At 57.5% G+C, this 14211-nt stretch carries 11 protein-coding genes and 1 tRNA gene; 5 read left to right on the top strand and 7 right to left on the bottom strand.

From position 1 onward, the window contains the following. Positions 1 to 80 precede the first annotated feature (80 nt). Entirely contained in the window at positions 81 to 1802 is a 1722-nt protein-coding gene (locus tag AAGA11_11880; protein MEM9603555.1) for an AAA family ATPase, read from the bottom strand. Positions 1803 to 1932: 130 nt separating this feature from the next. Between AAGA11_11880 and AAGA11_11875 the strand changes: the two genes are divergently transcribed. Together AAGA11_11875 and AAGA11_11870 are read left to right on the top strand one after the other, a co-directional pair. Beyond that, positions 1933 to 2397, top strand: coding sequence for a TrmH family RNA methyltransferase (locus AAGA11_11875; protein MEM9603554.1), 465 nt, complete (start codon positions 1933 to 1935; stop codon positions 2395 to 2397). A 95-nt stretch (positions 2398 to 2492) separates the two neighbouring features. Continuing rightward, positions 2493 to 3035 (top strand): hypothetical protein, encoded by a 543-nt coding sequence (locus tag AAGA11_11870; protein ID MEM9603553.1) that lies wholly within the window; start codon positions 2493 to 2495, stop codon positions 3033 to 3035. A 7-nt stretch (positions 3036 to 3042) separates the two neighbouring features. On the opposite strand, the gene AAGA11_11865 is transcribed toward AAGA11_11870, so the two are convergent. The 3 genes from AAGA11_11865 to AAGA11_11855 all read right to left on the bottom strand — a co-directional run bounded on the left by AAGA11_11865 (position 3043) and on the right by AAGA11_11855 (position 5002). Then, the gene (locus tag AAGA11_11865; protein ID MEM9603552.1) at positions 3043 to 4041 is read right to left on the bottom strand and encodes an NAD(P)H-dependent glycerol-3-phosphate dehydrogenase; all 999 of its coding nucleotides are present in this window, start codon (positions 4039 to 4041) and stop codon (positions 3043 to 3045) included. 8 nt (positions 4042 to 4049) lie between these two features. Then, complete coding sequence (secB, locus tag AAGA11_11860; GenBank protein MEM9603551.1) at positions 4050 to 4514, bottom strand: protein-export chaperone SecB; 465 nt, start codon at positions 4512 to 4514, stop codon at positions 4050 to 4052. 62 nt (positions 4515 to 4576) lie between these two features. Next, a complete protein-coding gene (locus AAGA11_11855; GenBank protein MEM9603550.1) occupies positions 4577 to 5002 on the bottom strand; it encodes a rhodanese-like domain-containing protein in 426 nt (141 codons plus the stop codon). A gap of 167 nt (positions 5003 to 5169) precedes the next feature. Here AAGA11_11855 and AAGA11_11850 point away from each other — a divergent pair, with 167 nt between their 5' ends. Then, a complete protein-coding gene (locus AAGA11_11850; protein MEM9603549.1) occupies positions 5170 to 6336 on the top strand; it encodes a cation:proton antiporter in 1167 nt (388 codons plus the stop codon). 52 nt (positions 6337 to 6388) lie between these two features. On the opposite strand, the gene AAGA11_11845 is transcribed toward AAGA11_11850, so the two are convergent. Then, positions 6389 to 6883 carry a c-type cytochrome gene (locus AAGA11_11845; GenBank protein ID MEM9603548.1) on the bottom strand — a complete coding sequence of 165 codons (495 nt, stop codon included), beginning with the start codon at positions 6881 to 6883 and terminating at the stop codon, positions 6389 to 6391. 190 nt (positions 6884 to 7073) lie between these two features. Between AAGA11_11845 and AAGA11_11840 the strand changes: the two genes are divergently transcribed. Further along, positions 7074 to 7150 (top strand) — tRNA-Arg (locus AAGA11_11840). 446 nt (positions 7151 to 7596) lie between these two features. Here the strand turns inward: AAGA11_11840 and AAGA11_11835 are convergent. Both AAGA11_11835 and AAGA11_11830 read right to left on the bottom strand, forming a co-directional pair. Next, positions 7597 to 8076 carry a hypothetical protein gene (locus AAGA11_11835; GenBank protein ID MEM9603547.1) on the bottom strand — a complete coding sequence of 160 codons (480 nt, stop codon included), beginning with the start codon at positions 8074 to 8076 and terminating at the stop codon, positions 7597 to 7599. 215 nt (positions 8077 to 8291) lie between these two features. Further along, the gene (locus AAGA11_11830; GenBank protein ID MEM9603546.1) at positions 8292 to 8825 is read right to left on the bottom strand and encodes a hypothetical protein; all 534 of its coding nucleotides are present in this window, start codon (positions 8823 to 8825) and stop codon (positions 8292 to 8294) included. A gap of 2302 nt (positions 8826 to 11127) precedes the next feature. Between AAGA11_11830 and AAGA11_11825 the strand changes: the two genes are divergently transcribed. Next, positions 11128 to 12921, top strand: coding sequence for a hypothetical protein (locus AAGA11_11825; GenBank protein ID MEM9603545.1), 1794 nt, complete (start codon positions 11128 to 11130; stop codon positions 12919 to 12921). Positions 12922 to 14211: the final 1290 nt, after the last annotated feature.

Genomic DNA, 14211 nt, shown 5'->3' with positions numbered 1-14211 from the left:
GCTCACGCCTGCCACAGGCGTCTCAGCGGCGATACGTCAGCGACGCACAACAGACGCTGCGCGCGCAACGTGGGGCCACATCAGGCGGAGGCGACGACACCACGCAGACTGCCGACACTGCGCACGAAGGGCTGCAAGCGGCGCAGGCTCCGCGGCAAGGCCGCAATGGCGTCACGCGCCGCGTCCGCCGAGGCGTAGTCGCCAAACACCACCAGGGTCAGCGCACGTCCGTCGCGCTGGGTGGGAAACGCGCGGATCGTCTGGCGGTCGAGTGTCGGTGGCAAGGTCGCCATGAAATCCGCGAGCTTGTCGGAGTCACGCGACACCAGCAACAACTGGATGCTGTAGCGGTCGGCCGCGCTGGCCGCCAGCCAATCACCCGACTGGCCGAACCACATGTCCAGCGACTGAGCGGGGTTGTCGAGTGTCACCGGGTCGCCCGCTGCGCGTGCCGTGTTCGACATCGGTGCAGAGCCAAGGCGCAACGCGGCGTCGTTGACGCGCCTGACCAGGGAGAAGTCACCGTTGAAACCCGCGTCGGTGCGCAGTGCGAAGGCGCCGTCACCCACATCCGAGACGCGCGTGGCCAAGCGGCCAATGGCTCTACCGAGCGCAGCGATGCGCGGATCACCCAGCGACGGTGATTGACGTGGCACGCCGGGCAGTGCCGACGGCTCCGCCGAGGCGACGGCCGGCGCTGACGGTACAGGCGACACAGGGTCGGTCAATGCCAGCGGTGCGTCGTCCTCGACGACCGCACGCCGCTCAATCTCGCGCGCCGCTCCGACCTCAGCCACGGCGGGCTCGACATCGACACCAGCACGCGGCGCGGCGTCCGTCGACTGATCGAGCATCACGGACAGGACAACGGCCGTGATGGCCGCGCTCGCCGCGACGCCCACTGCGGCGAGGCGCAGCAAACGTGGCACCGCCCCGACCGCGGGCAGACTTGGCCGGCGCAGGCGCGGCACCCGGCGCAATCGGGCGCGCACGGCCGACACCACACCCGTGGACGGCACCAGGCCGAACTGCCGGGCCGCAGCGTCCACATGCGCCTCGGCAAGCGTCACCGAACCGGCCTGATCCGCGTGTTCGAGCGCCGCGGCAGCCAGGACATTGATCCGCCGAAACGAGCCTTTCGACAGCGCGTGAATCGACCGTGCGACGGGCGCGTCAATCGCGCCGCGGCCGGCCCGTTGCAGGTGTTCGTTGCAATACGCCTCCACGTCTTCCGGCGTCGGCGCCGCCAACGCCACGTGGTGAGAGACCGGCGTCAACAACCGCGGCAACTGCGCCGTCTGCTCTGCCTCGCTGTCGGCGAACACCAGCAATTGCAACCACGGGTCCGCTCCGCCGCTGTGGCACATGCGGTGCAGGCTGCGCAGCGTCGCCGACGCGGCCGCTTGCGCTTCCTCGACCACCAGCACGGTGCGACGGCCTTGCATGCGACGCGCTTGCAAACACTGCTCGACCGCCTGTTCGACCGCCTTGTCGCTGTCGAGCGCGCCGCTCCGCAGGCCGCATTGCTCCGCCAAGGCGCGGTAGAGATCCATCGCCGGGAGCTGGGGTTGAGGCAGATAGAGCACGTCGGCGACGTGCTCGAGTCGGGATTCGAGTTCCGACACCAGCGCACTCTTGCCACTGCCTTGCCCGCCCGTGACGAGGCAAACAGGATCACCACCGTCAACCGCGGCGTACAGGGTCTGCAAGACGTCGCCCCGAGCGGCACCGGAAAAGAAAAAGGCCGGCTCAAGGGACGCCGAGAACGGCGCGTGGGCGAGGTCGGGGGAGGATGTAGCCATGGGTCACCGTCTCTTCAACCGCCAGGTGTTTGGCGGAACGTAGTCAACTGCCAATGCATTGCCAAAATCGGGCCGAGTCCGGAGAATCGTCGCCGCCCCGGCAAGCCTTGCCGCCTTCGACCGCCCCGTCGTGCCCGATATCGTCCTCTTCGAACCCGAAATACCCCAGAACACCGGCAACCTGATCCGCCTGGCAGCCAACACCGGGTACCGCCTCTGCCTGATCGAGCCACTGGGCTTCCACATGGACGAGAAACGGCTTCGACGGGCTGGCCTGGACTACCGCGAATGGGCGACGGTCGCGGTCTTCGAATCGTTCGCCGACTACCGCAGTGCACAGCCGCAGACCCGTGTCTGGGCATTCAGCAGCAAGGTGACACGCCGTTACACCGACGCGGACTACGCCCGCGACGACGCGCTGCTGTTCGGACCGGAATCCCGTGGCCTGCCGCGGGCGGTGCTGGACGCCATCCCGACGGACCGGCACCTGTGCTTGCCGATGTGCCGGGCGGGCCGCAGCTTGAACCTCGCCAACGCGGCCGCCGTCGCAACCTACGAAAGTTGGCGACAGCAGGGTTTTCCGGGCAGCGCCTGACAGGTTCACGGTGTCACCGATCCCCGCCGCACGGTGACCTGGTCAACCGATTGCTGTGAAAAGCCCTTGAGCCCCCCGGTCCACGGAGAACACACATGAGCGACGCCGATCGCCAGGCCTATATGCAGTTGATCACCCGCAAGCTTGTCTGCTTCACCGGCGGCAGTCTGGCGCTGATCGGGACATTGGCCTACGTGCTGATGACACTGAGCGAGGAGGCGCCTCCTGTCCTTTCCGTCCTCGTCTTCATGTGCGGGTTGCTCGGCGGTTTCGTGAGCATCCAGCAGCGCCTGCCCAAGATGGGCGAGCTCGAGATGCGCGCCCTGACGCGGTCCTGGCTCTCGATCACCCTGATTCCGATCAACGGTGGGGTGTTCTCGCTGGTGTTCATGTTCATGTTCATGGGCGGCATGCTCGAGGGCTCGCTGTTTCCCCAATACAGCTACCAAGCCATCAACAACACCGCCGACTTCTACGACTGGATGAGCACCAGCTACCCGATCAGCAACCACGAGAACGCCAAACTGATCTTCTGGTCCTTTGTCGCCGGTTTCAGCGAGCGCCTGGTGCCCCAGGTGATCGGCAAGGTGTCCGGGCAGCTCGACACGGACGACAACGGGTCATCGGAGACCCGCTGACCGGCCCTCAGCGCGTCTCCGCCGTTGCGCTGCGTGCCAACAGGGCGCGAACGGCCGCCTCGGGCTGACGGCCGTCGTACAACACGGCGTGCACCTGTTCGACGATCGGCGCGTCAACGCCAAGCGACTGCGCCAGCCGGTGCGCTTCGAGCGCCGTGCCATGGCCTTCGACCACCTGCCCGATGGCCCGCTGGGCTTCGCCTGCCCCCTGACCGGCCGCGAGCGCCAAACCGTATCGGCGGTTGCGCGATTGGTCGTCCGTGGCCGTGAGCAGCAGGTCGCCAAGCCCGGTCAAGCCGGCGAGGGTCTCGGCCTTGCCACCGAGCGCGACGCCGATGCGACTCAGCTCGGCCAGGCCCCGCGTGATCAGCGCGGCGCGCGCATTCGCACCGTACCGGAGGCCATCGCTGATCCCCGCGGCGATCGCGAGAACATTCTTGAGGGCACCGCCCACCTGGGCTCCGATCAGGTCGTTGGACAGGTACACGCGGAACGCGCCGGCGTGCAGCCAGTCGGCGAAACGCGTCGCCGTCGCATGGTCGCGCGCCGCCACCGTGACCGCGGTCGGCAGCGCTGTGGCCACCTCACGGGCGAAGGACGGCCCGGTGACAAGGGCCGCCGGATGGGCGTGGCCAAGCCGCTGCTCGATCTGTTCGTGCAGCAGGCGACCGGTGCCGGGTTCAAAGCCCTTGGTCGCCCACAACAGCGGCGGCGCCGCCACCGCGGCGACGGCCTCCAGTGTGGTGCCGAAGGCGTGGCTGGGCGTGGCAATCAAGGCGCCCTCACAGGCGCGCAACGCGCGGCTGAGGTCGGTCTCGATGACCAGGGCGTCAGGCAGTGCAATGCCCGGCAGGTACCGCGCGTTCTCTCGCTGCTCTTGCAGCGCAGCGAGCTGTTCCGGCGATCGACCCCAGAGGGTGACGTGGTGACCGGCCCGGACCGCTTGCAGGGCCAGGGCCGTGCCCCAGGACCCGGCGCCGAGCACCGTGAGCCGAGTCGCCGTCACGGCGGCGACTACTGCAGCGTCGGGTCGGCGCTGGCCTGGCTCTTGGCCTGCTGCTGCTGGAACAGCGCGTCAAAGTTCACCGGTTCAAGCAGCAACTGCGGGAATCCGCCAGCGACAACGGTGTCGCAGATGAGCTGACGCGCGAACGGAAACAGGACATTGGGGCAGTAGGCGCCCAGCATCTGCGCGAGCTGCGGGTCTGGGAAGCCGCCGAGCTCGAACAAGCCCGCGTACTTGGTCTCGACCAGGTAGGCGGTCTCGTCGTTCTGTAGCACGGTCACCGTCAAGGTGAGCACGCTCTCGTAGAGCTTGTCCTTGACCGGCGAGGATTCGGAATTGAGCTGGACCTGCACCTTCGGCTGCCAACCGGCATTTTCGACGAACAGGGCGGGGGCACGAGGTGACTCGAAGCTGATGTCCTTCACGTACACCTTGTGGATTCGAAAGCTGGGCGCCGGGGTCTCTTCGGCCATCGGGATTTACTCGTCGGTTGATTGGGGGATGCGCGCCGTCACGGTTGCGGCGCGGCGCGACCTCAGGCCTTGCTGGCCGTCGGCAAGTTGGCTTTCTGCCACGCGTTGATGCCACCGGCGAGGTGGTGAAGGGTCGAGAAGCCGTGTTTCTTGAGGGTCTTGCACGCACGCTGCGCCCGCATGCCGTTCTCACAGATCAGGACCACCGGGTCGTCCTTGCGTCGCTCGATTTCGCCCACGCGCTTTTCCAACTGGGCCATCGGAATGTGCTTGGAGTCGATCAGGTGGCCCGACTTGAACGCGTTGTCGTCGCGGACGTCGATGACCAGCGCGCCGTCGTTCTGCAGGCGGGTGAGCGCAATCGGGCTGACCGCCTTGCCGCCGCTGGTCAGGCGCTCGTACTCGACGTAGACAATCATGCCGATGGTCGCGGCCAGGGCCAGGAACATGTAGGGGTGGTTCGAGACGAATTCGATGTACTGATCCATGAGTCACGCTGTCTGTCGGGTTGGGCCGCGCGGTGTGGCGTTCGCGCGCGCCAGCCGCACAGTTTACCACGCTGCCTTCTCGACCGAAGGCACGGTGCGCCGATCACGACGACCACCGGCAACGGCATGGGCCTACACTGTGGGAGAACACCCCGCATGACAGCGCCGTGCACGACTCCATCATCTTCCTGTTCTTCCTGATCTTCTCTGGTGCGGCCGTTTTCGCCACCGCGGCACTTTATGCTCGCCAGGCGCTCTTGATCGCTTACATCGCACTGGGCTTGCTGCTCGGACCCGCAGGCGTCAACCTGGTGCCGGACCCTTCCCTGGTCGCCGACATCGCCAACGTCGGTATCATCTTCCTGCTGTTCCTGCTCGGGCTGAACCTCGAACCCGCCGACCTCGGCAAGCTGTTCCGCGAGGCCGTCGTCGTCACCTGCCTCTCCTGCTTCGGCTTTGCCGCGTTCGGGTACGGCGTGGCCTGGGCCTTCGGCTTCGGCCTGACCGACAGCCTGCTGATCGCCGCCGCGTGCATGTTTTCAAGCACGATCATCGGCTTGAAACTGTTGCCGACAAGCGCCCTGCACCACCAACGCATGGGCGAAATCATCGTCAGCATCCTGCTGCTGCAGGACCTCATCGCGATCGCGATTCTGTTGCTGTTGCAGGGCCTCAGCCAGCCGGGTGACCCGGCGTTGGCCGTGGCCAAACTCGCGATCCTGCTACCGACCCTGCTCGGCGCCGCCTGGTTTCTCTCGCGCTACGCCCTGCATCGCCTGATCGCCAAATTCGACCAGATCCAGGAGTACGTGTTCCTGCTCGCCATCGGGTGGTGCCTCGGCATGGCCGAGCTCGCCGGCGCACTCGGCCTGTCACACGAGATCGGCGCCTTTGTCGCCGGCATCACCCTCGCAGCCAACCCGATTGCCCGCTACATCGCCGAGAGCCTCAAGCCGCTGCGTGACTTCTTCCTGATCATGTTTTTCTTCGCCCTCGGCGCCGGGTTCAACCTCGACCTCGTTGCCGACGTCTGGCTGCCCGCCGTGGTGCTCGCCGGCGGGTTGCTGGTGCTCAAACCCTGGGTGTTCACGCTACTGCTGCGGCGCGAGCAGGAGAAGGCCAATGTGGCCCGAGAAATCGGTGTACGCATGGGGCAGATCAGCGAGTTCACGTTGCTGATCGCCCTGGTGGGCACTGCCACCGGCTTCCTGAGCGAACGCGCCGCGGGCCTGGTGCAGGCCGCGACCGTGCTGAGCTTTCTGGTGTCGAGCTACTGGATCGTCGCCCGCTATCCCACGCCAATTGCGGTCGACGACCGCTTGCGCCGCGACTGATAGACGAAAGGCAACCCGCGCGAGCCAGGCTGTCGTCGGATCCTGCGTTGCGTCAGTTGCCGAGCAACCATTCGACCGCTTTGGCGATATCCACGTCCGAAAGCGCCGAGCCGCCGCGCGCCGGCATGCCGCCACGCCCGTTGATCACACTGGCAATCAAGCCGTCCATCCCGCGCTCACCGAGTCGAGCCTGCCAGGCAGCGGCGTCATCGAGTTTGGGTGCGCCAGCCACCCCGGCGCTGTGGCATGCGGCACAGGCCATATCAACCATCTCCTTGGGTGACATCGCCACAACCTCACCCGCGTCTGCTGCTGCTGGCGCAGCCGCCGTGGGAGCCGGGTCGTCAGCGCTCATCCGAACAGCGCCCACCGGCGCGATGCGCGATTCCAGGCGATTGAGCTCCATTGCGCTCACCGGTTTGCCAGCATCCAGCGTGTTGGCCAACACCAGAATGATGACGGTGAACAACGTCAACGCACCCAATACGACGCCGAACATCTGAAAAAACTCGATGTCGGATGGGCCTTCCACCTCGAGTGTACTCACGCGAACGTCCTCTTGAGGGTTCGGCGGTGCTGTGCCCCACTGCACGCGCACGTCGAACGGGTCAGGTTTGTATCCTGAACTGCACCAAAGTGTAGCAATCGCGCTGCACAGCGACAAACCAGCGCGTGGACGTCGGCGCTTTGACAGGCTAGACTGCCTCGCTACGTTGGTCTCGCTTGGACCACACGCCGCACCCGTAGCTCAGCTGGATAGAGTACCGCCCTCCGAAGGCGGGGGTCGCAGGTTCGAATCCTGCCGGGTGCGCCATCTCTACTTGACCACCCAAAATATCCCAAACACCTTGAAAGATAAGGCCGTTTTCTGGTTCGAAAAGCCCTTTTCACGACAGTAGCGAATGCGCTGCGTAAAGGCCAGCCGTAGCACCAGTCGCTTGTGCCAATACGCGCCAGAACACCAGAGATTCCAAGGGTTCTAGAGAAACTGCAACGCCCGTTCGAACAACTCCACTTTGGTGCGCGCCCGCGCGCCCACAGTGCGGCTTTCAACGGCCAGTTTTCCTCGATCAGACGACGTTCTTTTTCCAGCATCTTGATCTTGCGCTCGTAAGTACCGATCACCGCTGGCTCTGTGGCATCAACCACCCGATCCAACAGCTCTTCGACCTGCTGCGTGAGCGCCTTTTTCTGGGTTCGAAGTGTCTCCTTGAGGGCCTCGGCCTGCAATTCGCGTTGCTCCCAAACCGTATCAAACATTTAGCGCGCAAGCGCCGTGAGGTCGGTAGGTATCAATTGATGGCTATGCTCTTCACCTACCGATCCACCTTGCGTGGTGTTGTCAATCAGCCATAGGCCCGGTACTGTCTCATCCCACGGTGGCGGTGAAGTTTCCTTGCTGGCATCACCCATCTCAGCAAAGAAGTCGCTTTGCGCAAAGCAAAAAAGGGCAAACTCACTGACAGAGACGAACATCTGTTCGTGCAACCCAATGAAATACTGCCTATCAACCTGATCAGCAAGAGCATTGGGTGTCGGTGTCGTGATAAAGCCTGGGTGGTACTGAAACAGCCTACCGTTTGGATTGCGCGTATCCAATGTCCACTTGAACAGGTGATACGCACTATTCAAGGACATGTGGAAATCGCGCGTTTTTTCGTCATCATCGCTGGTCACCAGCGCGGTGGCGTTCAAACGCCGCGCGGCGAACATAGTGAACAGATCAGAATTCATCTTCATACTGTGCGTTCAGTCGTGACAAAGCTGATCAGAAGTAAACGCTTTGCTAGTTTAGTGTTCACACTCTAGTTCATGTGCAGCTCAGTGGGATGCAAATTTGTCCTTCCTATCTCCCACGCGTCTCACGAGACCTCGCCACAATAAATTGGGTAAGCTGCAAGTTCTTTGTTAGCAACATATGAAGGTTGGCGTCAAGTTATGTGTAGCAATGAGATCTAATTGATACTGTCTAAATTCAGTTCATCGTACCACTGATTTGAGGCCATAAAGGTTGCCAACATCTGATCAATGTCGTTGTAGTAATAGGCTTCAATCATTCGGCCATCGCAACCTTTTTTGACAATAACAGCACCACCAACAAGACTCGGTAGTTCGTAATGCCGCTCCTGTGTTAGAACGAGAAATAGAAAGTTGTCCGAAGAGTTTCGTGATGTAGCAAACTGAAAAAATTCTTTATCTTTCTCAACACAGGAATGGACTGTGGCTGCGATGGGATCACTGTCTTCGGCAACAGACCATATGGTCTTATTTAAATCGTCTTCAGATTGGATGATCTTATGCTCTAGAAGTCGATGGTTATCCCTCAGAGCGGCAACCAAGTTAGTGACAGCCGCCTGGGAGAAGTTTTGTGTTAGTTCCTCGTGCAAACTTTCTGATTCTGTGGTTCCTAAGTTTTCAAGGAATTCGTCAACAGCGTTTATGTCACCGTCTGTCAGTCGAAAAACTACATGTTGAGGTATGCTTTGCATGGCATCTCATTTCTATATCGGTTTACCACACTTGGGACAGAAGCCACCACTCCTAGGAGTGTCATGCACGACGTTTCCACCTTGTGTGCGGGAATATACCGGTAATACACTGCGTGCTTGCCGTAGACACTGCGACGGTACCCTTCGCGGATGAAATCAACAGCTTGATACAAAAAGGGATTGTCTGTGAGATTGTCAAAATGGGCCAGAAGACCGTCATAGTAGCGATCTGCTTGCGCTTGTCCCCATCGCTGAAAACCGGCGGTATAGAGTCTGTCAAGGTCCTGGCCCCATTACCTTGCCACCCCTGCGGGTGTGTATCGCACCTGACACACTGAATTACATAACCACACGAACGACATTGAGCCCGCTGTCACCCAGCGGGCTTTTTGGTGCGTGTCAATGACCCGCACTTGACCTGAATCCGCGCCACCCAAGCCGCATGAGCATGCTTGTCAGACATGTCGAACAATTTGTCTGACGCGGGCTGCAAAACCACCCCGGAATGACGCTGCAAAGCGCCCAAACCGCGCTGAAACAGGGCGTTCAGCGCCCCAGGCGCGACCGCCAGAACACGCTGTGACGCGCGGTGAGCGCGGGTGAGCGCTGTACAACCGGAAGCATGCCACGGCGCGCGTGAATTTATTTTGCACACACTCAATTTACTTGTTAATTTTCCTGCGCGCTTTGTCCGACTTGTCAGACAAAGCGTCAGACGAACCACCAATTCCAACGGAAAATCTAGTCCATATCAACGAGCACGGGCGCCGCTTTGTGCCATTGAAACGCGCGACAAGAACGCGCTACGGCGCAGTGGCCTTGGAAGAGAGCGAGCGAGGAGAAATGGCTGTGAAGCTTTTGCCTGTGAAAATCAGATCAATCGAGCGCCTGTCCAGGCGCAATGTCTGACAAGGCCACGACACGAAAAAATGTCGCGGCCTGCAAGATGTGTGTTATCTGACAACACCACCTTGGCAAGGGCAAGCCCGTTGCATCCCGTCCAGTCCCATCACGATTGAATTAAAACCTTTCCGCTAGTCAATATTGGGGGGGCTGGGAGCGTCTGCAAATTTATAGCAGGGGCTAGCGTAGTATAAATGTACTTCATATTGGTTCACACATCTGTTCGATGGGCATTTAACAATCAACAAGCGCTCATTTTGTGCATTGCGAATGCTGTGATCGGCAGTTAGCACAGATATTGCGAGCTTTGCCGATATATCGATGAATGATACGTGTATTCCTGTCGAACACAACGTTCCACCTCAGAGCCCATGCAGCATGTAGCAATTCAGGCAACAATTCGTGAACGCTTTGACAGCGATTCCATTCGACGATTCCTGGCCTCGCTTGCCCCGCTGGCGGGCTCCCAAGCATTGCAGGTTCGCGACTCCATTGCGCAAGCCAGTCTCACAACAATTACGGCATAAACCATTGATATGTATTGTTTTTTAGAGTTTTTTTAGACAGTATTACTGCGGATAGATTGCTCGACTTGTGACAAAACTGATACAGATGTATTAAGATATCGGGGTTGGACAACATTGAGTCGCCCAAGCGCTTGAGCTTGCATCCCGGATTACCTGACAATAGTCAGTGGCAGATACACCTGCTTCACGTACAGTTTTGGCCCTCTCGCGACATGTCAAAGCAATGTAGCGCGACAGCACAGAGAATCACCGCAATGAGACAATGTGAAAAATCATTATTATTTGTATACAAATCAAATGCCTTCATGTATCCATTGAGTAGATAACAAGAATACTTATAAAAATGACTACTAAAACTAAATATTGCACTTTGTGGGGAAATGGCAATAGCCATGTTCAGTTTCTAGCTGCATCAGACCCATCAAAAGCCACAGAAACAGACGGCCCTTTGTTTGATATTCAAGAATACCAAGCTTTGAAAGGAAAGCTTCGTGAAGAATACGGGCACAACCAAGAGTCCAGAATAAACAGCAGATTGCGGTCAGCATCGACGATAAAGCCTACTTTTAATTAACTAGACTGCCGCAACAGTCGATGCACAAGGCACGTCCAAATCTGTTTTTGATTGACTCTATGCTGTTGACCTACTGGGCATCCTACGAGGCCCTACAGTCTAACGGCCGTGAACATCCAAAACCGACATCACCTTGATTCTCTGGCGTTAAATAGCTGGAGCAGTTTCTTTTTGCGCTGAAATTTTAAGCTATAGAATATCTTTTGCCTTTCCGTTGACATAGCACAAAAGTGTAGTTAGTGTCCTGGGATTTTGGAAGGATCTAGGCGAGAAAATGAGCAGGAAGTCGATCCAGTGCGTGGACTTCGAATTTGGCGAATTGACCGACCACATCGGCGAACGTAATCAAGCTAAATTTCTATTCAATTATCTAAAAGGTCAGTCCGCGGCTTGCTTCATAGTCGAAACCGGCTACGTGGATCGCAACTACTCTTCCGACTACCACAAGTACTTCTCGCTCAGCTCAGGGTTACATTACGATTTCTGCAAGCGCCTAACATTTTTTTCCACTCGTATAGATGAAGCCTTGCTGCAGACACTGCAGGATCCGGAAAATGTAGACATCCGAAACGAAATAAGCGGAAAGCTACTCGGAACAATAGTCGTCAGGCCACTACCGCAGGCAAGAATAGGAAAGACGCTTTTGCGGTGGTACCACGATGATCAAACCAAAATCAACCCGAGAATAATGTGTCGGTCCTATAGACACAGTTTTAGCATCGGGACCTTAAACCTAAGCATAGAAGGCATACCCTGGCAGCAACAGGATATGGAAGTATCTGTATGCTCCACTGTTGCTGTCTGGTCCCAGCTGTATGCGTCCGCAAACTCTGTTCACTACCGAACACCAACTGTAGCTGAGATAACCGAAGCGGCAATCAAAAACTACTCGACTGGACATCGAATTTTTCCCGCAAAGGGCTGGGAGTCTGGGCATATAGGAGAGGCTATTAAATCATCTGGTTTAGAGCCAATGGACACCGGCGATGGTGTTGCTTTATGGCTTTCAGACTCGCAACTGTGCGCACTTCTGAGTGACGAAGCAGGCTCGAACGTGAACCTTTCCGCAATAGATGGACATGATGAGACGTTTAACAACCTTGGAAAGCATGCGCTCCATATGCTGTCCGGCAAGAAACTAAACAAGTTTCTCACCCCTTTTCTCCATCTGGGAGTGCCGGTTGTTTTAGCGGGAAACTATATTGTCAACAAAGACGAGCTATCCCAAAGCGACGGTAGCGAGAACTTATCTCAGCACGCCATATGCGTAACTGGTTACCGACAGAGCACCGATCTATCGGAATATACTGGAAATCACAGCATAATACCAAACTCTCATCACGCTTCCACATATTATGTTCATGACGATAATATTGGGCCTAATAGTAGATTTAGGTTTTTCTCTAAGAGCGCCTCACTAGAAATCAAGAATAACGGAGAAGATGATATCTTCACAGCCGAGTACTGCTTTCTAAAAAGAGAGCCGCCTGATGGGCGCGAAGGAGCTATTGAGGAGGAAGCTCAAGATGTAATATTTATGCCCTACAGGGCTTTTGTTGCAGTTGAAAAAAGCCATAGGCTGTGCCCAATGGAGGTGCAAAAAATATTTTCTGATCAAGCAATAGGAGCAATGACTCCTTTTGTCGACAAGTTACTTCGCAGGCACGGCCTTCAATATGCCACTGCCAACGGTACTTTCTGCACAGACTTCAGATTCTACAACAGCTCTGAGTACATGAAGACTCAGGTTCCAACTCCGAATAACTATGCATACAAAGGACAGCTCTTGCTCGACGTTGCGGGCATGATGGGCTCAATGAGTAAAACTATTGGAGTGACAAGACTATATGCAGTAAAAAAACACCAAACGAGCGTGCGTGTATTTCCCTTTTTTGATATCGTCCACGACACCACCACAGCCCATCCAACTCAATCCGTCTCAACTTTCTTGATATATACCACCAATATCGAAGCTGAGAAGGGCTTTGTAGAAATTCTCAAAAATGCATTCGAAGCAGACGAGATAAATCTTCCAAAAAGATATATAGGCTTATCATCAGTCGAGGGTAGTCACATTCGGGATATCTCGTAAGCGGTTCGTGCGAGTGGCGCGCCCGCTTGTTTTCTACTAGCAGATCGCTGACGTGGGCGACGAAATCAGATTGTGCGACCCATCGTTGCACTATCAGTTAAAGAATTGCTAGATTTTTTGCGTCTGCTAGCCCTAAGGCAGGTTTTTGGTAGAACTCTCAAACATGAGATTTGTTGCAATCAGTAGTACCACATATCCCTTCACTTGCAAACCCACGAGCTACGGTGTTTACTGCCAATACACAAGCACGGGTGCGTTAGAAGACGTCTGTTACGCTGGTACAACAACCAAGAACTGATTGCAACGGATTGCTTACACTGGCACGCTCACTAGACAATATAAATTGCTCAGCTGTCAGTAGCAACCGAATTGCGAATATGGTTCGATAAAGCAAGTGGATCGGCATAAATACGCAACTCGCCACACCATCGTCATCGACAATTCCCACCTTGTCAATCTAACGTTGATTGGATCGCTCGGAAGCGAATCGAATTAAGGTATGGGTGAACTGACCCCCTCTATAGCTGCACAGGATATAGTGCGGCGAGGAGGCAGAAGACATGGTGGATTCAGAGTCCGATATCAAACGCTGGACAGCCAAGCGCAAGACGCAGGTTGTGCTGGATATCCTCAAAGGGAAAACCACGGTTGCAGAGGTGTCTCGACAGCATGACCTGACCGCCTGCACCTCCTTGAACGCGCCCGCTGTCAGGCGCAGCGTGATGCGCGGTGAGGCCGGTTTAGCAGTGACCTTCGGAGCACTAGCAAAGTTGAACTCAGAGGCGACCGGCGGCGCTGCAGGCTCCTCTATCTCTTGTTGGTCTTTGACAACTGGTTGGTCATTAACCGGCGGGCTCGTCGCAGCAAGGGTCGGAGTGTTAGTCGCAACCACCCGCCGGGAACGACGGACGGCGACGTGCTCTTCATCAAAGCTGAAATCTGTAACATCTCTCATCGTGTCAGCCCCCGTGGTTTAGGGCTGCGTGATGCCGCGTTGCGGGATGATTTGTCGGGCGGTTTGGCCCGATCTGGTGGTGAGCTCACACCAGCCGAAGCGTTCCGAGCCACCGCTTGTCTAAGCGCTTGAGAAATATTGATTTTTTCTGCTTGGAGATAGGTCTCCCATCTGCTAAATTCCTCAGAAAGCGTGTTCGAAAACTTTTCGTCGATGCGCGCCAAACCAAAACGGTCACCCCAGGGTGGCCGTTATTGTTTGGCACACTCCGTCCAGGTAAGAACGGTCGTTTGACCAAACGGCAACGCCGTTTGGGACGGCCGACAGGCCGCCCG

Source organism: Pseudomonadota bacterium (assembly GCA_039196715.1).
GTDB lineage: Bacteria > Pseudomonadota > Gammaproteobacteria > CALCKW01 > CALCKW01 > CALCKW01.
Note: the sequence above shows the minus strand (reverse complement) of the source record. Positions and strands in the feature narration are given on the sequence as shown.

Bases quoted from the DNA above. Each gene is read 5' to 3' on its own strand.
- AAGA11_11880 (MEM9603555.1), bottom strand. From the start codon at position 1,802: ATGGCTACATCCTCCCCCGACCTCGCCCACGCGCCGTTCTCGGCGTCC.
- AAGA11_11870 (MEM9603553.1), top strand. From the start codon at position 2,493: ATGAGCGACGCCGATCGCCAGGCCTATATGCAGTTGATCACCCGCAAG.
- secB (MEM9603551.1), bottom strand. From the start codon at position 4,514: ATGGCCGAAGAGACCCCGGCGCCCAGCTTTCGAATCCACAAGGTGTAC.
- AAGA11_11855 (MEM9603550.1), bottom strand. From the start codon at position 5,002: ATGGATCAGTACATCGAATTCGTCTCGAACCACCCCTACATGTTCCTG.
- AAGA11_11835 (MEM9603547.1), bottom strand. From the start codon at position 8,076: ATGAAGATGAATTCTGATCTGTTCACTATGTTCGCCGCGCGGCGTTTG.
- AAGA11_11830 (MEM9603546.1), bottom strand. From the start codon at position 8,825: ATGCAAAGCATACCTCAACATGTAGTTTTTCGACTGACAGACGGTGAC.